This window comes from Nonomuraea sp. NPDC004354 (genome assembly GCF_053602555.1).
The window spans coordinates 1-22,814 of sequence record NZ_JBSGDV010000033.1 but is presented as its reverse complement, the minus strand read 5'-3'; the positions used below and the strand labels follow the sequence as shown (position 1 = coordinate 22,814).

Here is a 22,814-nt window from a genome sequence, read left to right as displayed (position 1 = left end):
CGCCCCTCGCTGCGCACACGCACTCTCCAAAGGCGATATGGTTTTCCCGTGGCCGACGAGCACATCGCCGGATCTCACGCGGAAGTGGCTCAGTGGTAGAGCATCACCTTGCCAAGGTGAGGGTCGCGGGTTCGAATCCCGTCTTCCGCTCGGAGCACGATCTCCTGGTGGAGTGGCCGAGAGGCGAGGCAGCGGCCTGCAAAGCCGTCCACACGGGTTCAAATCCCGTCTCCACCTCGGGCGTCACGCGGAACCTCGCGGATCCGCTAAAGTAGGTAAAGCGCCATGCGGAAGTGGCTCAGTGGTAGAGCATCACCTTGCCAAGGTGAGGGTCGCGGGTTCGAATCCCGTCTTCCGCTCTGAGTGACAACTCGATACGGACGATTAGCTCAGCGGGAGAGCGCTTCCCTGACACGGAAGAGGTCACTGGTTCAATCCCAGTATCGTCCACCACGCTTCAGAGCCCCAGCTCACGGCCAATGCCGCGAGTCTGGGGCTTCTCGCTTTTCATGGACTTTCGTGGTTGCTGTCAGCACATGTGCTGACGTTGAGGGCCGCGCGCCGGATCGTGGCCAGGATGCCGGCAAGAAGCGGTCACAAGTCGCGCCAAGTGCGGCACCAGTGGGCGTCGGCATCATGTCTCCCTTCCTCCTTGAGAAAGGGACATCCATATGAGAAGGACAGCGATGCTGCTGAGCGGTTTGCTGCTCACCAGCCTGCTGGCCGCCAGTCCGGCGCTCGCCGCCCCCACCGGGAAGACAGCCGCCCTCCCCGCGAAGACAGCCGCCGCCACCGTGAAGACAGCCGTGGCCAGTGTCAAGGCGAGCCCCGCGAAGTCGGGCGAGTGCCCCACCACGGTGGGCTTCTCCGCGGTGGTGGCGGCCAAGGGCGCGGGAACCGTCCGCTACCGCTGGGTGCGTGGCGACGGAAGCAAGGGCGTCATCAGGAGCTTCCGCGTCAACGGCGCGCGCAGGGTCGTGGTGAAGGAGCGCCAGACGTTCGACCGGACCACCTCGGGCTGGCAGGCCGTCGAGATCCTCGGCAGGCGCGGCCTGTCCGGCAAGGCCCGTTTCGACGTCACCTGTACGGGCCCCGGCACCGTGTGGGACGGTTCCCACCTGCTGCCCGCGCGGATGGACAGGCCGCTGGTCGCCGCCGCCCACGTCGACGGTCCGCCGGTCCACCACGGCCCCTGCCCCACGACCGTGACGTTCACCGCCACCATCCAGGTCTCGCGCACCCCTGCGACTGTCGACTACCAGTGGATCGACAGCGCCACAGGTGAGGGCCGGCCGGAGACGGTCTTCTTCGCCGCGGGCGGCCCCCGCGTCCGCCAGGTGACACTGCCGCTGGCCGTCGGCGACTCCACCAGCGGGTGGAAGGCCGTTCACATCCTCAACGCGAACGGCCACGACTCGGGGCGGGCCACCTACCAGGTGACCTGCCAGGGCACGCCGCCGGCCACGCCCACACCCACGCCCACGCCGACCTCCACGCAACCGCCGGCGCACAAGCCCGAGGCAGAGATCGTCGACCTCTCTCCGGGTGACTACGCGGGTCGTTGCACCGAGCCGGTCGAGTACCAGGCCGTCGGCCGCGTCAAGCTGCCGGCGGGACCGGCGCAGAGGGTCACCTACTGGTGGAGGCTGGACGCCACCCAGTGGGAGTCCAGGGAACTCGACTTCCCCGCGAGCGAGCAGCCCCGGGCTCTGGCCGTCACCGCCACCTGGAAGCTCACCTCCAACGACGGAGGCTCCCACAAGCTGACTCTCAAGGCCGAAGGCGGCGCCGCTCCGGCGGAGCGGGTGTTCACCTTCAGCTGCGCGGCCCAGCCCGACCCCGCCAGGCTGACCGTCCGGTACCTGCTGACGCCTCGGTTCAAGGGGACGTGCACCGGCAACCTGACCCTCCAGGCGTCCGGGGTGGTCACGACGGATCGCGCGACCACGATGCGGTACCGCTTCGTCGTGGACGGCGTGCCGGGCCCGACCAAGACGCAGGAGCTCGCGCCCGGCACCAGCCGGGAGATCGCCGAGGTCTGGACCAACAGGGCGACGAGCAGCGGCACCGGCGTCGTGCGGCTCGAGGTCCTCAATCTGAACGAGCCGGTCAAGGAGGCGGCCTACGCCTGGACCTGCGTTCCGGAGGACACCTCGGGCGCGGTGCGCATCAGGGAGCTCTCGACCAGCGGCTACGACGGCGACTGTGTGGAGACGCCCCAGCTCGGGATCTACGCCGCACTCGTCGCGGCCGCGGGCACGGAGGTGACCTACCGCTGGGTCGTCGGCGGGGTGCCCATGGGCGCCGTGAAGACCACGACCCCGGCCAACGGCATCATCTCCATCGGGCAGGGTTGGCGCTGGGAGGACAGGCCGAACGGACCGGTCAGGTTCGAGGTCCTGAGCCACGACGAGCCGGCCGCTGAAATCACCGTCCCTGTGACCTGCCGGAAGTAGCGCACGGGAGACACGGCGGTGCCCACGGGTTCACCCGTGGGCACCGCCTGCGTTCGGGGCTGGGCGGCAGGTCCCGGTGTCGCCGCGGGACGGCCATGGGGATCAGCGGCCGAGCCCCGCGTCCCTGGCGCGGAGGATGGCCTCGGCCCGGTTGGCGACGTGCAGCTTGGCGAAGATGTTGGAGACGTTGTTGCGCACGGTCTTCGGTGACAGGAACAGGGCGGCCGCGATCTGCGGGTTGGACCGGCCCGCGGCGATCAGCGCGAGGATCTCCCGCTCGCGCGGGGTGAGCTGCGGGAACGTGGCGTCGTCCGGCCTGGTTGCCGGGCCTGAGAAGTACTCGGCCACGCGCCGCGCGACCGAGGGGCCGAAGATGGCCTCGCCGTGGGCGACGGCCTGGATGGCACGGACGATCTCGGCCTGGTTGGCGCCTTTCAGCAGGTAACCGCGGGCTCCTGCGCGCATCGCCTCGAACAGGGTGGCGTCCTCCTCCGACATCGTCAGCATGAGGACGCCGATGTGCGGGCTGTCCGCGACCACGCGCCGCGTCGCCTCGATGCCGTCGAGGCCGGGCATGGCGACGTCCATGACGACGATGTCGGGCTGCAGGGCGGCGGCGCGTTCCACCGCCTCCAGACCGGTCGCCGCGGTGCCGGCCACGTCGATGCCGGGGATCGAGCCCAGCAGTACCGCCAGCCCGTCGCGGTAGATCGGGTGGTCGTCCGCGAGCAGCACGCGGATCGGTTCATCGGACACCTGCCACCTCCATGGTCTGCTCCAGCGGAAGCCTCGCGCGCACGAGCGTGCCACCGCCGGGCGGGCAGCTGACCTCGCAGTCTCCGCCCAGCTCGGCGGTGCGTTCGCGCAGCGACAGCATGCCGACCCCGGCCACGACGTCAGGTTCGATGCCGGAGCCGTCGTCGCGCACGAGCACCTCCAGTGCCCCGTCCCGCACGCCGAGTGAGATGTCGCAGCGCCCGGCGTCGGCGTGCCGTGCCACGTTGGCCAGCGCCTCCGACACGATACGGTATGCCGCGACCTCGACCGCGGCAGGCAGCGGGGCGAGCCCGTCGCCGGACACGACCACGTGCAGGCCGCCTGCGCGGACGCGCCCGGCCTGCTGCTCCACCGCGCGGAGCAGGCCGAGCTCGTCGAGCGCCGGCGGGCGCAGGTCGTGCACCAGACGGCGGACATCGGCCAGCACGGTCGAGACCTCGGCGGCCGTCTGCTCCAGGATGCGATCGGACTCCGCGGGCGCGGTGGCGGCCAGGTTGCGGGCGGTCTCGATGCGCAGGGCCACGGCGCCCAGGCTCGGCCCGAGCCCGTCGTGCAGGTCACGGCGCAGCCGGCGGCGCTCCTCCTCACGGGCGAGCACGAGCTGGGCGCGGATGCGTTGCAGGTCGGTGCTGAGCTCGCTGGCCCTGGCCGCCGCGGCGGCCTGCCGTACGAGGTCGCCGAGCAGCCGCTGGTCGCGTTCCGTCAGGTCGGCTCCGCACAGCACCAGGCGGCCCACCGCTTCGGCGCGGTAGGCGACGGGCAGCGAGACCGACGGGCCGCGCGGTGAACCGTGCTCGACCACGGACCGCACGCCGCCCGGCCGCTCGATCTCCACCCGCACGTACGGCAGCCGGAACGCCTCCGCCACTGTCCGGGCCAGGGCGAGGAGTTGCTCGTCCGGCTCTATGGCGAGCTCGAGCCGCTGGGCGAGGGTGGAGACCATCGCGTACGGATCATCGCGCGCCCCGCGGACGAGCCGCCGTGCCGCCCGCCACAGCCAGGTGCGCAGCGGCGCGTAGGCGACCGCCACGATCGCGGTCGCGGCCAGCGCGGAGTCGCGTTCGCCGAGCACGCTGCCCGCGAGGGTGAACACCGCCACATCGATCACCACCACCGCGACCGCGAGCACGCCGTACAGGAACGTCGCGGGCAGCAGCCGGTCGATGTCGTACAGGCGGTATTTGCTCACCGCGACCAAAACGGCGCCCGAGGTGAGCCCGAGCGCAGCGCACAGCAGCAGCGGCGGCAGCTCCGGCGGGGCCACCAGCGGCAGCGGCAGCACGAACATGCCCACCAGCGCCGCCCACGTCAGCCAGCGGATCTGCGCCCGCCGCTCCGGATCCGCGACGCGGTAACGGTGCACCATGACCGCGAAAGGCACCACGAGGCTCACCGGCACCGCGGCACTGGCGACTTCGAGCACGGGCAGCCAGACCTCGTAGGGCAGGCCGACGCTGAACGGGTCGAGGTCGAGCCGGGCGATCTCAAGAGGCAGCGGGGCCGCGTCGTAGCGGGTCAGCACGGCCATCGGCGCGAACGCCCAGACGGCGGGCAGCAGCGCGGTCAGCGCGAGACTGGCCGCCGACAGCCACCGCCATCCTCTGCCGGACGGCAGGCGCCCGTCAGGGAACAGCAGGATCAGCAGCGGCAGCCCGATCAGCAGCGCGGCGCCGAACCGGGCGTAGAACCAGTAGGCGAAAGCGGCCCATGGCGCGCCGGGGGACACGTAGATCGCGTGCACCGCCCACGCGCCGAGGAAGCCGTTCAGCGCCCAGGCGAGCCCGGAGAGCGTCAGCACCCATGCGACCGGATGCCGGGGCAGCCGCCGCAGCAACAGCGCGCCGGGCACGGCCTGGGCCAGCCCCGCCAGCGCGGAGGGCCAGCCGGCCTCGTCGAGGTCGCTGTTCGGCGGAAGGGCCACGCCGGCGTTGCCGACGTCCAGCAGCACGGTGCCGGCCAGCAGCGCGGCCGCGCACACCGTCACGGCCACCGGCAGGACCACGGGCCGGCGGGCAGAACTCGACGCCGGCATCCCTGCCGGTCCGGCATTCATCACCCGAGCATTGTCGCCGGGTTCGTGTCCTGATGTCCCGGGACAGCCTGTCCCGGGACAGCGGGCCGAGCGCCGGGACCTGAGTGGGGACGGGCGACCCTGCCGGCCCGGGACGGCGGACGCGCATCGTGGACCCCGTCGCCATTCGCAACCGGAGGGAAAGCATGGACGCCCGCATCACAGACGAGCCGGCCAAGGCTCGCACGGATCTCCAGATCATGAACGGCTCGCCGGGCACCGGCCGTCGACCGATCGGCGTCGCCGCCGTCCGCCTCGCCGGCGCCGGGCTCACGGCGGGCACGCTTTCCTGGGCATCGGCCATCTTCGTCTTCGGCTCGACCGGCGTCGGCGTGGGAGAGCGCGTCGTGGACCTGACCGGCCTGCTGTTCCAGCTCGGCGTGTTCTGCCTGCTGTGGGTGCAGATGAGGACCCAGGCCATCGGAACCTCCCGCGCCGCCGCCGTGGCGCTCAGGGTCGAGGCGGTCCTGCTGGGCATGGCCAGCGTCTGGTCGTTCCTGCACGGCGTCCTGCCGGACGACGTGAAGAACGCGGACTGGCTGGCCGCGCTCGACCTCTGCTGGCCGCTGTCGATGCTGGGCATGGCCGCCATCAGCGTGAAGCTGGCGGTCGCGGGCCGGTGGGTCGGGAAGCTGCGCTGGTGGCCGCTGGTCGCGGAGAGCTGGGCCGTCGTGACGGTCCCCTCCTACCTGGTGCTCGGCGAGGACGTGTCGCGCTGGGTGGGCGGTGGGCACCTGGTCGTCGGGTACGCCGCGCTCGGGGTGCTGCTTGCCGTCCGGCCCGGCCACGTGGCCTTCGTCCCGTCCGAGAAGGCGTGAGCGAGTACAGGTGGAATTTCGAGTCCTGGGTTCTCTGGAGGTGCGCGACGCCGAGGGAGGACCCGTCGAGCTGGGCGGTCCGCGCCCGCGCGCCGTACTGGCCCGGCTGCTGATCGCGCGGGGCGCGGTGGTCTCCGCCGACGCCCTGCTCCACGACCTGTACGGCGACGCGCAGCCGCCCAGCGCCCTGGCGACGCTCCACTCGTACGTGTCGAACCTGCGCCGCGCGCTCGAACCCCGACGCCCTCCGCGCACCAGGCCCACCCTGCTGATCGGCCGCCCGCCCGGTTACCTGCTGGCGACGGACCGGGTGGACGCGGTCCGCTTCGCCGACCTGGTGGGCCGGTCGGAGCTGCGTTCGCCGGGGGACGCGCTGGTCTGTCTGGAGGAGGCCATGGGGTTGTGGAGGGGCGCGCCGTACGAGGAGTTCGGCGACCAGCTATGGGCGCTCACCGAGGTGAGCCGGCTGCACGAGTTGCGGCTCACCGCCGTCGAACGGCACGCCCGCACGCTGCTCGACCTGGGCCGCCCGCAGGCCGTGCTCGCCTTCCTGGAGGCCGAGACGATGGCCAACCCGCTGCGCGAGCGGCTGTGGTGCCTGCTCGCGCTGTCGCTGTACCGCACGGGGCGTCAGGCGGAGGCGCTGGCCGTGCTCCGGCGCGCGGCCGACCTGCTGGCCGATCAGCTCGGCCTCGACCCGGGCCCCGAACTGCGCGCCATGGAACGTGACATCCTCCACCAGGCCGATTCGCTGGCCGCCGTCGCGCACGACGCCGTCCTGCTTCTGGCCGCTCCCGAGACCGCCCTGGCATCCTCGCCCCAGCCCCGCCCGATGACCGAGCCCAGTCCGATGCCCGAGCCCAGTCCGATGCCCGAGCCCAGCCGGATGCCCGAGCCCAGCCGGATGCCCGAGCCCCGCCCGATGCCCGAGGTCGGTCCCACGCCAGGGCGGGTGTTGCGCGGGCGCGACGGCGAGCTCGCCGCGTTGCTGGCGCCGGCCGGCCGGGCCGCGCACGCTGGGCTGTCGGTCGCGGCGGTGACCGGGGACCCTGGGGCAGGCAAGACCTTCCTGCTGGAGGCGTTCGCCGAGCTCTGCGCGACGCGGCTGGGGCAGCTGGTCCTCTGGGGCCGCTGTCACGACGACGAGACGACCCCGCGGCTGTGGCCGTGGATCCAGGTGTTGGACACGCTGGAGCAGCACTGCCCGGCGCCGGATCACCACCTGGTCGAGCCGCCACAGGACCGGTGGCCGGACGGGCACGCCGCATCGCCAGGCGCGAGCCGGACCGTCGCCCGACGGCTGATCGCCGCCGCCGGGTCCCGCCCGCTGGTGATCATCCTGGACGACCTTCAGTGGGCCGACCCCGCCTCGCTCGATCTCCTCAGGGACCTTCTCGACCTGGCGAAGGACGCCGCGATCACCCTGGTGACCGCGTTCCGTACCGGCTTCGACGGCCCGCTCACCACCTGGGCGCGCTACGACCTGGTCCGCGTGCCCGTGACCGGCCTCGGCGCCGACGCCGTGCGTGCCGTCGCCGCCGACCTGGGAGTGCACCTGGACGAGGAGTCCGCCCGGAGAACGACCCGGCGCACCGGAGGCAACGCGTTCCTCGTCCGCGAGAGCATCCGGGCGAGGAACCTGGACGCCGTCCCCGACGCGGTCGCCGAACTGGTGCGGCTGTGGCCGGCGCCCCTGCCCGGGATGGCGGAGGCGCTGGCGGTCGCGGCCTCGATCGGCGGAGCGTTCGATCCCGCGCTGGTGGCCGAGGTCGCCGGAGTCGAGGCGTACGGCCTGCTCGACGAGGCGGTCCGCGGAGGACTGCTGAGGGCAGACGGGGCCGGCCGCCTGGCGTTCGCCTGTGACCTGGTCCGCGAGGCCGTGCGCCGCGGCATCCCGCCCCTGCGACAGGCGGCCATCCACCGGGACCTGGCCACCGCCCTGTCCTCCCGTCCGTCCACCGAGGTGGCCGTCATCGCCCGCCACGCGGTCCAGGCGGGACCCGCGGCGTACGGCGAGGCCGTCCGCTGGGCCGTGACCGCCGCCGAGCACGCGGACCTGCATCTCGCCTACCAGGAGGCGGCCACCTGGTGGGACAGGGCGGTCACCGCCCACGACGCCTCAGGGGGCGACCCGGCCGAACACGTCGAACTCCTCCTGCGCAGGACCCGGGCGTGCCTGAACGCCGGGGACCCGATCGCCGCGCGCCGGGCCAGAGCGGTGGCGCTCCGCGTCGCCGACCGCGGGGAGCAAGAGACCGGCCTCGTGGTCCGCGCGCTGACCGCGTTCGACGTCCCGGCCTTGTGGACGTTACGGGACCCGTACGAGCCGGTCGATCTCAGGCTCGTGCGACGTTTCGAGGCCGCGCTGCGCGACCTGCCCGCCACCGACTCTCCCGAGCGGGCCAGGCTGCTGGCCGGGCTGGCTCAGGAGCTGTACGACGGCACCTGCGACCCGCGTCGCGACGACCTGTCCGCCGAGGCCGTCGCCATGGCCCGCCGCCTGGGCGACCCGCACCTGCGCATGCTCGCGCTCAACGCCCGCCACCTCGCCCTGCCCCATCCACGGCATCTCCCGGAACTGCAGCGCATCGCCGCCGAACTGCACGACCTCGCGGCACAGACGAACACCCCCGAATTCGAACTGCTCGCCCACATGATGGACACCCACCACCACCTCGAAACGTTCGCCCTGCCCGCGGCCGACCGCGCCGCCGCCCGCTGCGACACCCTGCTGGAACGCCTCCCGCTGCCCTGGCCACGCCTGCAACACACCCTGTGGCGTGCCAACCGGCTCGCCATGGACGGCCGGTTCGACCAGGCCGCCCTCCTGTACGACGACGCCGAGGCCCAGTCCGCCCACCTCGGCGTCTGGCACGCCCGCCAGGCCGTCGCCATGGGCCGCATCGGCCTCGGCTTCCACCAGGGAACGATGGCCGAGGCCGGCCCGCTCATCGACGCCGTCCACGCCGTCCACCCCACCCTCGGCCACGACGTCCGGACCTTGCAGCTGTGCGCCCAGGGCCGCGTCGACCAAGCCAGGCTGCTGAACGACGGCCCGCGCCCCGCGCCGCGCCGCGACTGGTCGTGGCTGTCCATGGTCTGCCTGCGCGCCGCCGCCGCGGCCGCGCTGGGCCGCCCGAACGAATGCCGCGCCATCTACGACACCCTCCTGCCCTACAGCGGCCGTGTCTCCGCCCTCTCCGCGGTCGTCTGCATGGGGCCGGTCGACTGGTACCTGGCCCTGCTGGCCGCGGCGATCGGCAGGCACGACACGGCCGCCGCCCACCTGAGCACGCTCGAACGTCAGGCCGACGCCAACGGTCTCCTGTGGTGGCGCGAGCGCGCCACCGCCGCGTCCCGGCGCCTGCCGGACCGCAAGCCCCTCCACCTCGTCACCAGAGGATGACGGTTCCGGCCGGCACCGCTGGGGGTACCCGTCCCCGCGTGCCACCCGGGCGCGATCGGGCGGCACGTCGGCGCGACTTCCGGTGCGTACCGCACCGGAATTCCTGAGCCTGCCGAGTTTGAGAAGTCGTTGACGCCCTGCTCCACCTGGTCTTCCACGGCCTGACTCCGCGCGAGTCCAGCCTTCAGCAGGAGAAGGGATCTCCTGAGTCCGGCGTGCCGGGCACGCGGAGGGCGGTGTCGGCCGGCCTTCAGGAACTCCGCCGCATCCAACAACCTGCGCTTACGCAGAGGTCACAAGCTACGGGCGGTGATGTCGCCGTTGGAGGTGGTGGCGTGGATGTCGAGTCCGGCGGTGCCGTCGTTCTTGAGGGCGTTGGTGATGCGGCCGCGGGTGGTGCCGGCGTCCAGGGCGGCCGAGACTCCGCCGGCTGCGGCGATCGAGATGTCGCCGGACTGGGTGCGGAGCACGACCTTGCCGCCGACGGCCTCGGCGATCCGGATGTCGCCCCGTGCGGTGCTGATCTGTGCGGGGCCGCCCAGCCGACCGGCCTCGACGTCGCCGTCGGTCGCGGTGAGGTGAAGGCTTGCGGTCTCCTCGAGCTTGATCCGGTGGTACGCGCCGTCGAAGGCGACGTCGCCGAGGCGGCCGACGGTCCTGAGTTCGGCGCCGGCCGTCTTCGCCTCGACGTGGGACCCGGCGGGCAGCCTGACCGTCACGTCGATGGATCCAGACGGGCCGAGGTACTGGTTCCTCACCGAAGTCCCGATCCGCAGGACGCCGTCGGCGTATTCGACCGTGGTCTGCTCGGCCGCCTTCACATCGCGGCTCTTCGCGGCGTTCGTGGGCCGGACCTCGACCGCGGTGTCGGCCCGGTCGGCGGCGATGAACTGGACGCGTCCGGCGGGGATGTCAAGGACGGCGGAGATCGGGGCGGGGGTGTCGAACGTCTGCATCATGTGCTCCTTGTGCTGTGTTCTGTCGACATCCACCATCGCCAACCGCTCTGATACCGGGCTGTCGCCGTCCTGACGCCACCGCTGACATGCAGCGGAGAGTAGCCGGCCGGGCCCGGCCGGGGTCCACCCTGGTCGGGCCTCTTGCGCTCAGAGCGACCGCGACCGCGGCGGCCACCACGGGTTGATCAGGAACTCTCAGGAGCTCGGTGAGCTTTCATGGAGCCCGCGGTAGCTTCGGCGATACCGGCTCACCTAGTCGTTTCTGCTGGTCAGGCACATGTGTTGGATGATCGGCGGGTCGACCTGCCGGATCTGCCGTTGGAAGTGATGGGCCGGGTTCCGGCCTTCGAGGCCGCGTTCACCTCGGTCGCCGGCGGGGTGAGCAAACCGGCCGACTTCCACATCTCGGTTGCGGCCTGCCGCACGGCCGTCACAGGCCGGGGCCGGGCACGGTTCGCTCGAGCTCCAGGAGGGCAAGCGGAGGGCCCTCGCCGAAGTCGTGGTTGTGTCGCCTGCCGGTCTCGCCGAAGCCGTTCTTGGAGTAGAAACGGCGCGCCTGGGCTGAGTCTTGAAGCGTCCACAGATGCACGCGGTCATGGCCGGCCTCCCGCAGCCGGTCCAAGGTGGCGGCCAGCAAGGCCGCCGCGAGGCCGCTGCCCCAGACGTCTGGGTGGGCGAAGAAGGTGTGGATCTCCGCGAGGCCGGGGCGGGAGGAGGAGGCCCCGAAGCGGGCGAAGGCGCCTGGACGATCATCCAGGAGCGCGAGCAGAACTGTGTCCTTGCCCTCGGCCAGGATGGCGTCCCACTTGGTGCGCCGCTCCTGGATACCGGCGGCAGCGACCTTCGGCGTGCACAACGGGCCGTGCGAGATGCCCCAGGAGATCGCATGGATCTCGCCGAGAACCTCCCCGTCGCCGGGCCCCGCCTCGCGGATAGTGATCATGCCTTGCATGGAGGAGACTCTACGCGGTGGCGTCGAGGGATGAGCCTCGCGGTTTCGCACCTCGCCTCCCTGCCGGTGATTTCTGTCGTGGCGGAGTGCTCGCGGTGGGGGCCGCTGCCTGTGCGGGCGTGGCCGCCGGCCCAGTCGGCTGCTGCTCGCCAGGTTGGGCCGACTCGGCACGGACACCGGCCAGGCCTTGCCGACGGTGCCGTGTCACGCCGGCGGCCGGGTGAGTTTGGCGGCCACGGCGTCGAGGACCCAGTCCAGTCCGATCGCGAAGGACTCCTCGGCGTCCACCTCTGTGCCGTCGTGCACGGCCTTGGCCAGCGCGGGAAAGCGGCCCGTGGCCAGCATCCTGCTCACATGCGGGCCGTAGGCGCGCTGCCAGTCGCGCTTGGACAGGCCCGTGGCGCGCTCGGCCCGCAGGTTCGCGATCTCGCGCCTGATCGCGCCGGTGAAGTAGGCGCTGACGGTCTCCACGGCGCGCATGACGGTGTCGAGGTCGGCGAGGCCGTCGAGGGCGGCCAGCGTGGCCTCGGTCACGGCGAGGGCGTTCGGGCCCAGGCTCGGACGGCCGCCGAGCAGGTCGGCCAGCCATTCGTGACGGAGGGCGGCCTGCCTGGTGCGGTCGGCGCGGATGCGCAGCACCTCCCGCCAGTCGCCGGGCTGCTCCTCGGGGAGGATCTCGGCATGGACCTCGTCCACCATGAGGTCGAACAGCTCCTCCTTGGTGGAGATGTATCCGTACAGCCGCATCGGGCCGGCGTCCAGCCGGGCGGCGACCTTGCGCAACGACACCGCCTCCAGCCCGCCCTCGTCGGCCAGCGCGATGGCGGCGGCGACGATTCGCTCGCGGTCGAGCGGCGCGGGGCGAGTCGGCGGCTCCGGCCGGTCCCACACAGTCATGGGTTACATCGTACTGTTGCGATACAGCGTCTCGGCAAAATACAGTGTATCGATATGAGACATCGTATCGCCGTGATCGGAGCCGGCCCCGCCGGCCTTACCTTCGCCCGCGTCCTGCACCGCCACGATCACCCCGTCACCGTCCTCGAACGCGATCCCGCCCCTGACGCCCGTCCCCCGGGCGGCACGCTGGACCTGCACGAAAATCTGGGCCAACTCGCGCTGGGCAAGGCGGGGCTGCTGGCGGAGTTCCAGGCGCTGTCCCGTCCCGAAGGACAGGCCATGCGCATCCTGGACGTGGACGGGACCGTCCTGCGCGACTGGCAACCCCGTCCTGATGACCGGGCCAATCCCGAGATCGACCGCAGGCAACTCCGTGACCTGCTGCTCGGCCCTCTGGACGTTCAGTGGGGGCGGGGCGTGACGGAGGTGGTGCCGGGGACCGGGGATGGCGTGCTGGTCCGTTTCGCGGACGGGCGAGAGGAGACGTTCGACCTCGTGATCGGCGCGGACGGCGCCTGGTCCCGGGTCCGTCCGGCGGTCTCGTCCGTGACGCCGCACTACACCGGCGTCACCATGGTCGAGACCTCCCTGGACGACGTCGACACCCGCCACCCCGACCTCGCCCGGCTTATCGGCGACGGCTCCATGGCTGTGTACGGCGTGAACCGCGGCCTCGTCGCCCAGCGCAACAGCGGCGGCCACGTCAAGGTGTACGCCCAGTTCCGCGCGCCGCTGGACTGGCACACGAACCTGGACCGGCATATGGGCCTCAATCGGCGCGCAGGCATGGACGCGGGCCTGGACCTGGCCGACGTCGAGGCCGTGCGATCAAGCATGCTGGCTCTGTTCGACGGCTGGGCCGCTCCCGTCCTCGACCTCTTCCGCCACGGCACCGCTTTCGTCCACCGCCCCCTCCACGTCCTGCCCGTGTCCCACACCTGGGCCCACGTCCCCGGGGTGACGCTCCTGGGCGACGCCGCCCACCTGATGCCCCCACTCGGGTTGGGCGCGAACCTCGCGATGCTGGAAGGCGCCGAACTCGCCGAGTCCGTCGCCGCCGCCCCCGGCCCAGGCGAACTGGACGAGGCCGTCCGCGCCTTCGAGGAACAGATGTGGGCACGGGCCGGCAGGTGGGCGAAGATCACGACGGCCGGGCTGGAACGCCTCGTGAGCCCGGACCCCACCGAAGCCCTCGCCCTATTCGACGAACTTCAGCCATCCTGACCGCCAGGCGCGACGCCAAGGCTTCACGGGGCAGCACGGCACGGCCGCGGTTCCGTCCGGCAGTTCCGCCGCCATGGGGCGGGCAGCAACCGGACGGCCGGTGCCGTTAGCAAGCCAGGGCGGGTGCGCTCGTCTGCACCGCTCGGGCTGCGAACCGGCCTCCAGCTGATTTCGACAGGTGCGCCCGCCATGACGGCAGACACCCTGCTCGCCACGTGGCTCGCCGAGGAGTCCACCTGGGCAGGTACCCGGCTGTCCAGCACATCGCGGCCGTCTCCTGCTGCTCTGGGGCGGGAAGTCGGTCTACCGAGCTTTGTGTCCCAGCACCGCCTCGTCGTATGACGGTAGGGGCTTGATCAGCGGGTTGAGCAGATCGGCGGCCTGCTGTGTCGTGATGACATCGGCCGGGTCGACCTTGATGATCTCGGCTTGGTCGGGGTCGAGTTCCCAGACGTCCTCGCCGATGAGCCGGCCGCGGTCATCGTAGGGCCAGACCATCTCTTCCTGAGCCTTGTAGATGTACATGGCGTTCTCGTCATCGACGTCGAACCCGGCGGCAGCGAGCACCTTGCCTGGTTTGAACTGGTATCCGGTCATCTTGGAGGCGATCATGTTGTCGCCGACGGCGATCATCTCGTCGTCGGTGTACATGACGCACTCGCCGGTTTCCGCCCAGGTGCGGTACAGATTGCGTATCGCGTCCTGTCCCCGCAGGGTCACGTCCATGCCCAGGGCATGGAAGTGGTACACCGGCTCCTCCACCATCATGTCCGGCGCGAAGATCTCCTGGTAGCGCCCGGCGATCTCCAGGTAGCGGTGACGATAGTAGGCCTGCAGAAGGAACCGGTGCCGCGGATTGTCGGTCGTCTCGAGCAGTCGCTCGATCGCCTGGTTCGTCCGGGTGATGTCGAGTTTCATGTCGGCCGCCTCTCTCGTGTGGCTCGCGGCGGAGCGCTGTCGTCAGGGTGACTTGGTGACCGGAGGGGTCTTCCAGGTGCCGTCGATGACGCTCTGCTCGGGCCAGTACATGCGCAGCATGAGGTTGAAGGCGCCGGTCGGGGCGGGCAGCCAGTTGGCCTGTTTGCCCGCAGGGGCGTCGTGCGCGATGTACAGGTCCACCGACCCGTCCGGGTTGGCGGTCGGCTTTGCGGTGTGCCCGATCTCGTAGCGGTTGATGGGGTTGTCGACGAGGAAGCCCGAAGGGCCGTACATCGTGATCGACCAGAACGCGTTCACCGGAGGCGTCTGTCCGGCAGGGAAGTGGATGACGTACTCGCCGGCCCCGTCGAGCGGTCGGCCCGAGGAGTCGACCAAGGTCAGCGGATAGATGGCGTCCTGGGGCAGGTTCGCGCCCAGGCCCTGCCAGGCTGTGGCGGCGCGCCGCATGTAGTCGGTGCCGTAGCTGCCCAGGTTGGTGGCGAAGCGCCAGCCGTTGACGTCCTCGCCGAGCGCGGCCACACCCGCCTTGATCTGTTTTTGTGCCGTTGGTACCGCCGCCCGCAGGGCCTTGCCGATGGCCGGGTCGACGGCGTTGAGGTCGAACGGCTTGCCAGGGTGGATTCCCAGCTTGGCCAGCGTGGCGACCATCGGCGCGTCCGCGGGGGCCGGCGGGTTGGTTCCCATCGCGGTGGCCAGCGTGGAGAAGAATGCTTGGGCCTCCATCTGCTCCACTTGCGCCGGCGGGGAGGCCGCGGAGACGGTCGGATCGACCTTGCCCGGCGCGGGCGTGTAGGCGCCGTGACCGTAGGCGCTGAGTGGCAGCAGGGTGTACTGGGAGACGAGCTTTTGTACGGCGGGCAGGTCGGAAGGGCCGTTGAGCTGGGTGCGCCCGAGGATCCAGACCGTGTCGGTCGGAGATTTGATCTGTTTGACACCGTCAGGCAGGGCGCCGCGCCAGTTCGGCCCGGTGATGGCGAAATCCCCCTTCCCGGTGCCGGTGGTCCTCTTGCCGGGCGAGGCGAACACGTTGGTCCAGGCGTCCAGCATCGGCATCAGGTAGTACCGGCCCTGCGTGTCGGGCATGTGCAGCACCAAGGGTTCCTTGGCCAGATCCAGCCACGCGCTGGTGTAAAGGGTGTCGACGTTGGGCGAGACCACCCCTTTGAAGGCGGGACCGGGAACGTTCTGCGCTTTCGCGAACTGGTTGATCGGCGCCTTGATGGCGACGGGATCGGGCTCGGCGACGTTGCTCAGGGTCCGCTTGGAGGTCTCCATCAGCACCAGGGGATAGCCGTAGACGTAGGCACGGACGGCCTCCGCACTGAGGTCCTGGGGCGTGGCCGAAAGGGATGGTGCGACTGTAGGGCGAGGCGAAGACCAGGCGACCGACCCCAGGAGCAGCAGGCCAGCGGCGGCAAGCGTGCCCGCACAACGAGCACGGGTGCCCGGTGGCCTCCTGCCCGTCGATGTCCGGGGTCGCGGGACAGCGTCCATGGTGCCTCCTCCAGTTGAGGACAACATCAACAGCCTTCCGCTCCTCTCCATCAGGCTCCGGAATCCATCTGGCTCCGGAATGAAGAGCTGCGGGTGAAACCGTGAAAGGCAAATTTCGCGGTAAATGACTTACTTCGGCGCCCCGGGAGAGGGCGACGCATGTCTTGCCGGACTGGCCGGTGTCCGCTTACGCACGATGTCGCGCCGCTTCGATCGTCGACCTGGAACTGTTTCAGCAGGGCCTCCACCAGCGGCCTGCCCGCGCTCGCGTTCAACCTTCAGCTCATCGGCCAGCCGCCGTCGGGCGCTGCCCTCAGGGACCGGCCGCGGTTTCGGCCGGCCGTACGGTCCGGGGACCGAGCTGGCGACGTGCCTGGCCGAGTGGGCGACCTTGTTTCTGCCGGGGCGGTCCGGAAGGCAGCGCAAACCCCGTCTCGGCCGGCTTCGTGAATCCGCCATGCCTCACAGGCTCCCCGGTCGGCCTGTCGGCTGTCCCGCAGGCCGTTGATGATGCCGTTGACCTCCGTCAAGCTCATGCGGCCATACCGGGACCCCCTTCCGCCCCTCAGAGTGAACACGCATAGTGAGTATGATTATACTCCATGTCACAATCGAGTGGATGTGCTCCGATTCCGGAGCGGTGAACCGCGTTGCCGTGCGCGCCACGCCAGTCGGTGAACGTCCGGCGCGTGACGTGCCCGCCCTCCGGCGGAAGAGTGATCATCAGAGAGGTACACCCGAGGAAAGGGGATGTTTCCGTGAGTCGTGCACTGATCATCGTCGATGTGCAGAAGGACTTCTGCGAGGGCGGCAGCGTTCCGGTGAAGGGCGGCGCGGATCGAGCCGCCGCCATCGCCGAGCTGGTCCGGCGCGCCGACGGACAGTATGCCTTCGTCGTCGCCACCCGTGACCACCACATCGATCCGGGCCCACTTCTCCGACAATCCCGACTTCCAGGACTCGTTCCCCGTGCATTGCGTCGTCGGTAGTGAGGGAAGCGAGTTCCATCCGGATTTCGCGCCCGCCGTCGACTCCGGGCACGTCGACGAGGTCTTCTTCAAGGGCGCTCACTCCGCCTCCAAGAGCGGTTTCGAGGGCTCGACCGAGGACGGCACGACACTGTCCGCCTGGCTGAAGGCCCGTGACATCACCGACCTCGATGTCGTCGGCATCGCGACCGACCACTGCGTGAAGGCCACCGCACTGGACGGAGCGCGCGCGGGCTTCACGGTGCGGGTCCTGCTCGACTACACCGCCGGCGTCGCTGCCGACACCACGCGCACCGCACTGGACGAACTGCGCCGGGCCGGTGTCGCGCTGAGCGGCGAACCTGTCGTCGCCTGAACAGGCCGGTCCGGCCTGTTCAGGCGGTTCGGATGACCCCGCGGATCAGTGCTTGGCGTTACCGCCCGGGAGGAGAGTCCCAAGGCCTGGCACGCCGGGGCGTTCCGGCGTGACCCGTATCCGCACGGGGTCTCGGCCCTCGACTCGGGTCGGGGCGGGCAAAGTAGAGCAACCCGGCCTGGGCAAACACGTCTCCCGCGCGTTATCGCCCAGCGGGCGCCCGACTGCCTGATCGGACCGAAACCCGGCCTTGGTTCGGGCGCACTCCATCCTCTGCGACCTGCGGCGATCTTCTACCTTGCGGCGGCGGTGAGCGGTCGGGGTGGAAGCACCGCGCGTTCCTGAGGGTCGAAGACCTCTGCCGGCGGGAATTGGAGGCGTCGGCCACGGTGGATTGCTACCTGCTACCGGCCTGGCCAGAGGGCGTTTGAGTGGTCCCATCAGCGGCCCTGCTGCCGGAAGCAGCCTATGGGCGAGGCGCCACAGCCGGTGACGCCGATACCGGCAATCCGCAGGAGGGCGGCGAAAATCGTCTTCATGGCCCCTGACTGTGGCCCGCTCGGATTGACAGCCGGTTGACAGGAGATTGAGGTGAGCGCGGTCTGGCCGTTCATGGACATGCCACCAACCGGCACATGCGGCTGATCACTGGATCGCATGGAATGTCCGCCTGCACAGCATGATCCGTGCGGTAGGAAGGCACCGTGACCAACGATCAGCGGCACGGCAGTCGATGGCAGGACCCCTCGCGCGTGATCCGTCCCGTAGAGATCCTGGTGAGTGCCCTGGCGGTCGGAGCGGGATTCGGCGCGGCAACCTCCCTCGTGAACGCCCTCTCCCACAGCTACGCCGACCTTTCAAGCCGTGCCTACACCACCAGCGGGTGGTCGATCGCGGAAATCATGAGCGTGCTGCTCGACTCCGGCTGGGCTTGGGCGGGTTTGGCGGTCGCAGTGGGGTGGCTGGTCACACGTGCCGGGGAGAGCCGGCCCCACCGCGCTGGCGCGGGGCGGTGCCGCCGCCGGCGCACTGGCCCTTCTTGCGGCCACAGCCGCCTACAGCATCGTGGACACCATCCGTAGCGGCGGGCAATTCCCCTGGTACGAGTCCGAACCGCCCCTGTGGTGGGTCGCCAGTGTCGTGTTCGGAGCGCCCTTGGGAGCCGTTGGTACATACGTCAAGCGATCGGGAGCGATCGGTTTGCTCGCACGCTTGACCGTGCCGGTCGGCGCCGCCGTCCAGATGGTCGTGCTCCCGCCCGGCAGGAACGAGGTGGTCGAGACCATAGGGAAGACGATCGTGTGGACGGCGGCTGCGGCGAGTACCGGCTTCATCGTCGTCCGTTTCCTCCTCGTGGAGCGACGCCGGCGCTCTCTGGCAGCTGCGGAGTCGCCGTCAGTAAGGCCTCGTTCGTAAGTCCCTCAGGGGGCCTCAACGTTGGCCGAGGTGGAGACCGCCGGAGCTCCGGCGTTCGTGAGGATGCCCGACTCACAAAAGCTGTGCCCGAACGAATCCAGCCAGCAGTACGGCGAAGCCGCCGATCTCACCGACGATCAGAGAGACCATGAACGCGCTCGTGCCGCGTACGGGATGGCGCAACTGATTGTCGGTGTCACGACGCCAGCCGTGGTAAACGTAGGTCCCGATCGCGGCCACGAAGAAGAAGATCATGACCCCCGCCGCCACCAGGTCCACCGACGACGGCCAGTCGCTCAACTCGACGAACGCCGCGAGCAGCAGCGTCGCGAACGAATAGAGCAAGGCGGTTCGATGTGCGACGTCCACATAGGGGTGAGCCACATGCTCCGCAGAGGTGGCCATCTGGCGATATTTCCATACGCCCAGCAGCAACGCCAGCAGAAAGATCAGGCCCGCCGCCAGCAGAACCATCTTGGCATCCATGCTCAGCACCACGACCGTGCGCGCCTCCATCCATGATCGGACAGGTCTCCCGTAACTCGAACAATCATGTACGAATTAAGGTGGAGATCGTAGCACTGGGCCGGAACATGATGGCGAACGCCTACCCGCGATGGTTCGCATGCAATACCTGGGTTCGAGTTCGAGAAGGACGCCTCCACCATGCGTTCGAGCTCGGAGCGCAGGCTCCAAGACCTCCCGCGCTCGGCGACTGCGCCGGCACGCCCGCGACCGCTGGCCCCAACTGGCCGGCACACCTCAAGAAGCCCTCGACCGCGCCTGCCGGGCAAAGCAGCTCCGTGCGACGGGTCAGGTTGGCGATCGCACCAAGGAGCTTCGAGCGTTCCCCTTGCGGAACACCAGTTCGTCCCGGACGCCCGGACCTCGGCCTTCACCGAGGTCGAGCACGAAGATCGACACTCCGGTACATGCCGTCGCCACCCGGATGGATCGGCCTCCTGACGATCCACTCGTGACGATCCAGAACCAGCAGGCCGAAATCGCACCGCAGGACTGACCCGGCGATGACAATGGTCGCGGCCGAGCCGCTCGTGCACGTGGACCACGAGGGTGACCGCCTCACGGGCTCACGGCACCGCGACGCGGGAGACAGGATCTCCGCCGACCTGTTGCCGCGCGGGGTGGATGTCCAAAGGGGTTCCTGGCTGTCCGGAAGCCGCTTCATCACGGTCGGCATGCTCTGCTGCCGCCAACCGCCACGTGAACCACCCCGGTGGCCGCCGGCTACTTAACGCCCAGGTCCGAGCATGGGAGGAGGCGCGCCCGGCTCTTCTGCTTCCGGCCCGACCGCATCGCGCGGGCGCCGCCGGAAAGCCGGGACGCGTCCTCGCGACGACCGCGTGTACCGCGCGGGACCGGTTACACCGCAAGGGGAGCGTGAGGTGGTGTGACCCGCCGCGGCGGGGCCCTTCCGGTCTCCGGTTACGGGGGGACGGGCGTGGGTAGCGCGACAGTTCCAGCTCCTCGCGTCAGGAGGGTTGCCGTGCCGGCTCTTCGCGTCATCGCGGCCACCGCGCTCTGCCTCGGCCTCGCCACCGGCGGGTGCACCGGCGTGACCCACGATCTCGACGATGTCACGCGGTTCCACCAGCCGCAGAACGAGGGTGCCAACGTCAGCCACCACGACGTGCACCTGCGCAACGTCTTCCTGCTCGCCGGCGCGCCCGGGCAGCCCCCGCCGGCCACGCTGCCCCTGTACGCGGTGATCATCAACGACCAGGGGCAGCCCGACCGTCTCGAGCGGGTCACCGTGGACGGCGGCGGCGGATCGGTCCAGCTGGCCGCGCCGGTCGTGGTGCCGCCGGGGCGGCCGGTCGGGCTCGACCGGCCGATCGCCCAGGTCACCGGCGTACGGCCGACAGGCTCGATCCCGATGACCTTCACCTTCAGCAGGGCGGGCTCGGTGCGGGCGCTGGTGCCGGTGAAGGAGAAGATCGGCTCCTACTCGACCGTCGCCCCCGGCCCGAGCGCCATGCCGTCGTGACGCCGTGATGCGCGCGGCAAAGGACGGCAGGCGTTCGGAACATACCATTCCGTATGGTACGGTGACGCGGACAAGAGAGGTTCACCATGGCGAGCAAGCGTGACTGGCTGGAGGCAGGACTCCGGGTGCTGGGTGAGGACGGCGCGCCCGCGCTGACCATCGAGCGGCTGTGCGGCGACCTCGGCCTGACCAAGGGGTCGTTCTACCACCACTTCAAGGGCATGGCGGGCTTCAAGACCGACCTGCTGCGGCACTTCGAGACCGAGCACACCAGCCGCTACATCGACAGTGCCGAGGCGGTCGCGGACGCCCCGTCCGTCAAGCTCGATCACCTCGTCACCCTGGTGCTCGAGGACAAGGGCGGCAGCCACGACCTCGAGATCGCGATGCGCGCGTGGGCGGCGCAGGACGCCGAGGTCCACGCGCTCCAGCAACGCGTCGACCGGCTGCGCATCGACTATCTGACCGCCCTGTGCGGCGGGCTCGTCGGCCGGCGGGCCGACGCCGGCCCGCTGGCCCACCTGCTGTACCTGGTGCTGGTCGGGGCCCAGCAGGTCGTGCCGCCGCTGCCCGCCGAGGACCTGCGAGAGATCTACGCGCTGGCCCTGCGCCTGGCGCCGGAGAACCGGGGAGACGACGAATGAACGGGCTGAACCGCTGGGTCCCGCGGCTGATCATCGGGTTGGCGGTGCTCCATTTCGGGTGGGCGTTCCTCCAGCCCAACGCCTGGGCCGCGATCGCCGCCGACGGCTTCTTCCGCGGCGTCGCCGACACGGCGCTGCCCGACTTCTGGGTACGCGAGTCGAGCGTGTGGTTCATGATCTCCGGCATCGCGTTCCTGGCGCTCGGCACGATGTCGCGGCACGCCGTACGGACGACGGGGCGGGTGCCCGCGCAGCTCGGGTGGTACATGCTGGCCATGGGCGTCCCGCTGTGCGTGTTCTACTTCCCCGTCACGGGAAGCTGGCCGATGCTGGCCATCGGCGTGCTGGCCCTGATCGCCGCGCGCCGTCCGGAGGGCGCCGGCGGCTGAGATGACATCGCCTCGACGCGCGCCCGGTGTCGCCGGGCGGCCGGAGGGCGACGGGATGCGCGAGCTCGGGAGACATCCGGCGGGTGGAGCGCGACGGGATGCGCGAGCCGGGGGACGTCCGGCGGGTGGAGCGCGACGGGATGCGCGAGCTCGGGAGACATCCGGCGGGCGCAGAGCGACGGGATGCGCGGACGCCGGGGACGTCGGGCGGGCGGAGCGCGACGGGATGCGCGGGCGCGGGGGACGCGGTTGGATGTCGGGATGACGAGCGCACATCCGTGGCCCACCACGATCGCCGAGGCCGAGGCCGAACAGGAGCGGCTGCGTCCGCTGGTCGACCTGTCCGACCCCGGCCCTGAGCGGGTGCGGTTCGTCGCCGGGCTCGACGTCGGCTACGCCGCCGAGGGCGACGAGGTGACCGGCGCCGTGGTGGTCCTGGAGGCCGGCACGCTGCGGGTGGTCGACAGCGCGGTGGCCCGCGGGCCCGCCGCGTTCCCCTACGTGCCTGGCCTGTTCGCCTTCAGGGAGCTGCCGCCGCTGCTGGCCGCCATGGAGCGGCTGACGGTGGCGCCGGACCTGCTGGTCTGCGACGGCTACGGCCTGGCCCACCCCCGCCGCTTCGGCCTGGCCTGCCATCTGGGCGTGCTGACCGGCCTGCCGGTGATCGGCGTGGCCAAGACCGCCTTCGTCGGCACATGCGACGACCCCGCCGCCGAGCGGGGATCGTGGAGCCCGATCCTGCTCGACGGCGAGGTCGTGGGCCGTGCGCTGCGCACGCGCGACGGGGTGAAACCGGTGTACGTGTCCCGGGGCAACCGGATCGGCCTCGACAACGCCTGCGCCCACGTGCTGCGCATGACGCCCGCCTACCGGCTGCCGGAACCGATCAGGCAGGCCGACCGGCTGTCGCGCGCCTGAGCCCCTAGGAGCTGTTTCCTGGATCACGTGCGGAGCCAGATGACCAAGGCTGCGACCGTGACGGTTCCCAGGAACATGTAGGCGCGTTTGTCGTAGCGG

General features: G+C 70.6%; 16 protein-coding genes, 4 tRNA genes and 1 pseudogene. 13 read left to right on the top strand and 8 right to left on the bottom strand.

Going from position 1 to position 22,814, the window contains the following annotated elements; translation table 11 throughout:
• Positions 1 to 78 precede the first annotated feature (78 nt).
• The 5 genes from ACWENQ_RS43980 to ACWENQ_RS43960 all read left to right on the top strand — a co-directional run bounded on the left by ACWENQ_RS43980 (position 79) and on the right by ACWENQ_RS43960 (position 2,456).
• Positions 79 to 150: transfer RNA gene (locus ACWENQ_RS43980), tRNA-Gly, on the top strand.
• 16 nt (positions 151 to 166) lie between these two features.
• A tRNA-Cys gene (locus ACWENQ_RS43975) sits at positions 167 to 237 on the top strand.
• Between the two features lie 50 nt (positions 238 to 287).
• Positions 288 to 359 (top strand) — tRNA-Gly (locus tag ACWENQ_RS43970).
• Between the two features lie 19 nt (positions 360 to 378).
• A tRNA-Val gene (locus tag ACWENQ_RS43965) sits at positions 379 to 453 on the top strand.
• 218 nt (positions 454 to 671) lie between these two features.
• Entirely contained in the window at positions 672 to 2,456 is a 1,785-nt protein-coding gene (locus ACWENQ_RS43960; RefSeq protein ID WP_452419527.1) for a hypothetical protein, read from the top strand.
• Positions 2,457 to 2,558: 102 nt separating this feature from the next.
• Here the strand turns inward: ACWENQ_RS43960 and ACWENQ_RS43955 are convergent, their stop codons facing one another.
• Positions 2,559 to 3,212 carry a response regulator gene (locus tag ACWENQ_RS43955; protein ID WP_449927686.1) on the bottom strand — a complete coding sequence of 218 codons (654 nt, stop codon included), beginning with the start codon at positions 3,210 to 3,212 and terminating at the stop codon, positions 2,559 to 2,561.
• Positions 3,202 to 5,223: a sensor histidine kinase gene (locus ACWENQ_RS43950; protein WP_452419526.1), complete on the bottom strand. Its 2,022-nt coding sequence runs from the start codon at positions 5,221 to 5,223 to the stop codon at positions 3,202 to 3,204. The genes ACWENQ_RS43955 and ACWENQ_RS43950 overlap by 11 nt, the downstream gene beginning before the upstream one ends.
• 227 nt (positions 5,224 to 5,450) lie before the next feature.
• On the opposite strand from ACWENQ_RS43950, the gene ACWENQ_RS43945 reads away from it, so the two are divergent.
• On the top strand, positions 5,451 to 6,122 hold the full coding sequence (locus ACWENQ_RS43945) for a hypothetical protein (protein ID WP_449927680.1): 672 nt from the start codon (positions 5,451 to 5,453) through the stop codon (positions 6,120 to 6,122).
• 10 nt (positions 6,123 to 6,132) lie between these two features.
• Positions 6,133 to 9,528 carry a BTAD domain-containing putative transcriptional regulator gene (locus tag ACWENQ_RS43940; RefSeq protein ID WP_452419525.1) on the top strand — a complete coding sequence of 1,132 codons (3,396 nt, stop codon included), beginning with the start codon at positions 6,133 to 6,135 and terminating at the stop codon, positions 9,526 to 9,528.
• A gap of 293 nt (positions 9,529 to 9,821) precedes the next feature.
• On the opposite strand, the gene ACWENQ_RS43935 is transcribed toward ACWENQ_RS43940, so the two are convergent.
• The 3 genes from ACWENQ_RS43935 to ACWENQ_RS43925 all read right to left on the bottom strand — a co-directional run bounded on the left by ACWENQ_RS43935 (position 9,822) and on the right by ACWENQ_RS43925 (position 12,336).
• Complete coding sequence (locus tag ACWENQ_RS43935) at positions 9,822 to 10,484, bottom strand: DUF4097 family beta strand repeat-containing protein (RefSeq protein ID WP_452419538.1); 663 nt, start codon at positions 10,482 to 10,484, stop codon at positions 9,822 to 9,824.
• 433 nt (positions 10,485 to 10,917) lie between these two features.
• Positions 10,918 to 11,430 (bottom strand): N-acetyltransferase family protein, encoded by a 513-nt coding sequence (locus ACWENQ_RS43930; RefSeq protein WP_452419524.1) that lies wholly within the window; start codon positions 11,428 to 11,430, stop codon positions 10,918 to 10,920.
• Between the two features lie 213 nt (positions 11,431 to 11,643).
• Positions 11,644 to 12,336 carry a TetR/AcrR family transcriptional regulator gene (locus ACWENQ_RS43925; protein WP_449927671.1) on the bottom strand — a complete coding sequence of 231 codons (693 nt, stop codon included), beginning with the start codon at positions 12,334 to 12,336 and terminating at the stop codon, positions 11,644 to 11,646.
• Between the two features lie 54 nt (positions 12,337 to 12,390).
• Here ACWENQ_RS43925 and ACWENQ_RS43920 point away from each other — a divergent pair, with 54 nt between their 5' ends.
• Entirely contained in the window at positions 12,391 to 13,563 is a 1,173-nt protein-coding gene (locus ACWENQ_RS43920; RefSeq protein ID WP_452419523.1) for an FAD-dependent oxidoreductase, read from the top strand.
• 303 nt (positions 13,564 to 13,866) lie between these two features.
• Here the strand turns inward: ACWENQ_RS43920 and ACWENQ_RS43915 are convergent, their stop codons facing one another.
• Positions 13,867 to 14,481 carry a hypothetical protein gene (locus ACWENQ_RS43915; protein WP_449927665.1) on the bottom strand — a complete coding sequence of 205 codons (615 nt, stop codon included), beginning with the start codon at positions 14,479 to 14,481 and terminating at the stop codon, positions 13,867 to 13,869.
• Positions 14,482 to 14,523: 42 nt separating this feature from the next.
• Positions 14,524 to 15,777, bottom strand: a complete 1,254-nt coding sequence (locus ACWENQ_RS43910; protein ID WP_452419522.1) for a DUF1254 domain-containing protein — start codon at positions 15,775 to 15,777, stop codon at positions 14,524 to 14,526.
• Between the two features lie 977 nt (positions 15,778 to 16,754).
• Between ACWENQ_RS43910 and ACWENQ_RS43905 the strand changes: the two are divergent.
• A pseudogene (locus ACWENQ_RS43905) lies at positions 16,755 to 17,340 on the top strand (isochorismatase family protein).
• A gap of 1,488 nt (positions 17,341 to 18,828) precedes the next feature.
• Here the strand turns inward: ACWENQ_RS43905 and ACWENQ_RS43900 are convergent.
• Complete coding sequence (locus ACWENQ_RS43900) at positions 18,829 to 19,242, bottom strand: hypothetical protein (protein ID WP_452419521.1); 414 nt, start codon at positions 19,240 to 19,242, stop codon at positions 18,829 to 18,831.
• A gap of 1,021 nt (positions 19,243 to 20,263) precedes the next feature.
• On the opposite strand from ACWENQ_RS43900, the gene ACWENQ_RS43895 reads away from it, so the two are divergent.
• The 4 genes from ACWENQ_RS43895 to nfi all read left to right on the top strand — a co-directional run bounded on the left by ACWENQ_RS43895 (position 20,264) and on the right by nfi (position 22,715).
• Positions 20,264 to 20,764 (top strand): hypothetical protein, encoded by a 501-nt coding sequence (locus tag ACWENQ_RS43895; protein WP_452419520.1) that lies wholly within the window; start codon positions 20,264 to 20,266, stop codon positions 20,762 to 20,764.
• Positions 20,765 to 20,850: 86 nt separating this feature from the next.
• Entirely contained in the window at positions 20,851 to 21,408 is a 558-nt protein-coding gene (locus ACWENQ_RS43890) for a TetR/AcrR family transcriptional regulator (RefSeq protein WP_452419519.1), read from the top strand.
• Entirely contained in the window at positions 21,405 to 21,797 is a 393-nt protein-coding gene (locus tag ACWENQ_RS43885; RefSeq protein ID WP_354907193.1) for a DUF6463 family protein, read from the top strand. Before ACWENQ_RS43890 ends, ACWENQ_RS43885 begins: the two co-directional genes overlap by 4 nt.
• Positions 21,798 to 22,058: 261 nt before the next feature.
• Positions 22,059 to 22,715, top strand: coding sequence for a deoxyribonuclease V (gene nfi, locus ACWENQ_RS43880; protein ID WP_452419518.1), 657 nt, complete (start codon positions 22,059 to 22,061; stop codon positions 22,713 to 22,715).
• Positions 22,716 to 22,814 lie beyond the last annotated feature (99 nt).

Coding starts and splice junctions, on each gene's coding strand:
- ACWENQ_RS43960 (WP_452419527.1), top strand. CDS start 672: ATGAGAAGGACAGCGATGCTGCTGAGCGGTTTGCTGCTCACCAGCCTG.
- ACWENQ_RS43910 (WP_452419522.1), bottom strand. CDS start 15,777: ATGGAGACCTCCAAGCGGACCCTGAGCAACGTCGCCGAGCCCGATCCC.
- ACWENQ_RS43945 (WP_449927680.1), top strand. CDS start 5,451: ATGGACGCCCGCATCACAGACGAGCCGGCCAAGGCTCGCACGGATCTC.
- ACWENQ_RS43885 (WP_354907193.1), top strand. CDS start 21,405: ATGAACGGGCTGAACCGCTGGGTCCCGCGGCTGATCATCGGGTTGGCG.
- ACWENQ_RS43935 (WP_452419538.1), bottom strand. CDS start 10,484: ATGCAGACGTTCGACACCCCCGCCCCGATCTCCGCCGTCCTTGACATC.
- ACWENQ_RS43900 (WP_452419521.1), bottom strand. CDS start 19,242: ATGGATGCCAAGATGGTTCTGCTGGCGGCGGGCCTGATCTTTCTGCTG.
- ACWENQ_RS43890 (WP_452419519.1), top strand. CDS start 20,851: ATGGCGAGCAAGCGTGACTGGCTGGAGGCAGGACTCCGGGTGCTGGGT.
- ACWENQ_RS43930 (WP_452419524.1), bottom strand. CDS start 11,430: ATGATCACTATCCGCGAGGCGGGGCCCGGCGACGGGGAGGTTCTCGGC.
- ACWENQ_RS43920 (WP_452419523.1), top strand. CDS start 12,391: ATGAGACATCGTATCGCCGTGATCGGAGCCGGCCCCGCCGGCCTTACC.
- ACWENQ_RS43915 (WP_449927665.1), bottom strand. CDS start 14,481: ATGAAACTCGACATCACCCGGACGAACCAGGCGATCGAGCGACTGCTC.
- ACWENQ_RS43925 (WP_449927671.1), bottom strand. CDS start 12,336: ATGACTGTGTGGGACCGGCCGGAGCCGCCGACTCGCCCCGCGCCGCTC.
- nfi (WP_452419518.1), top strand. CDS start 22,059: ATGACGAGCGCACATCCGTGGCCCACCACGATCGCCGAGGCCGAGGCC.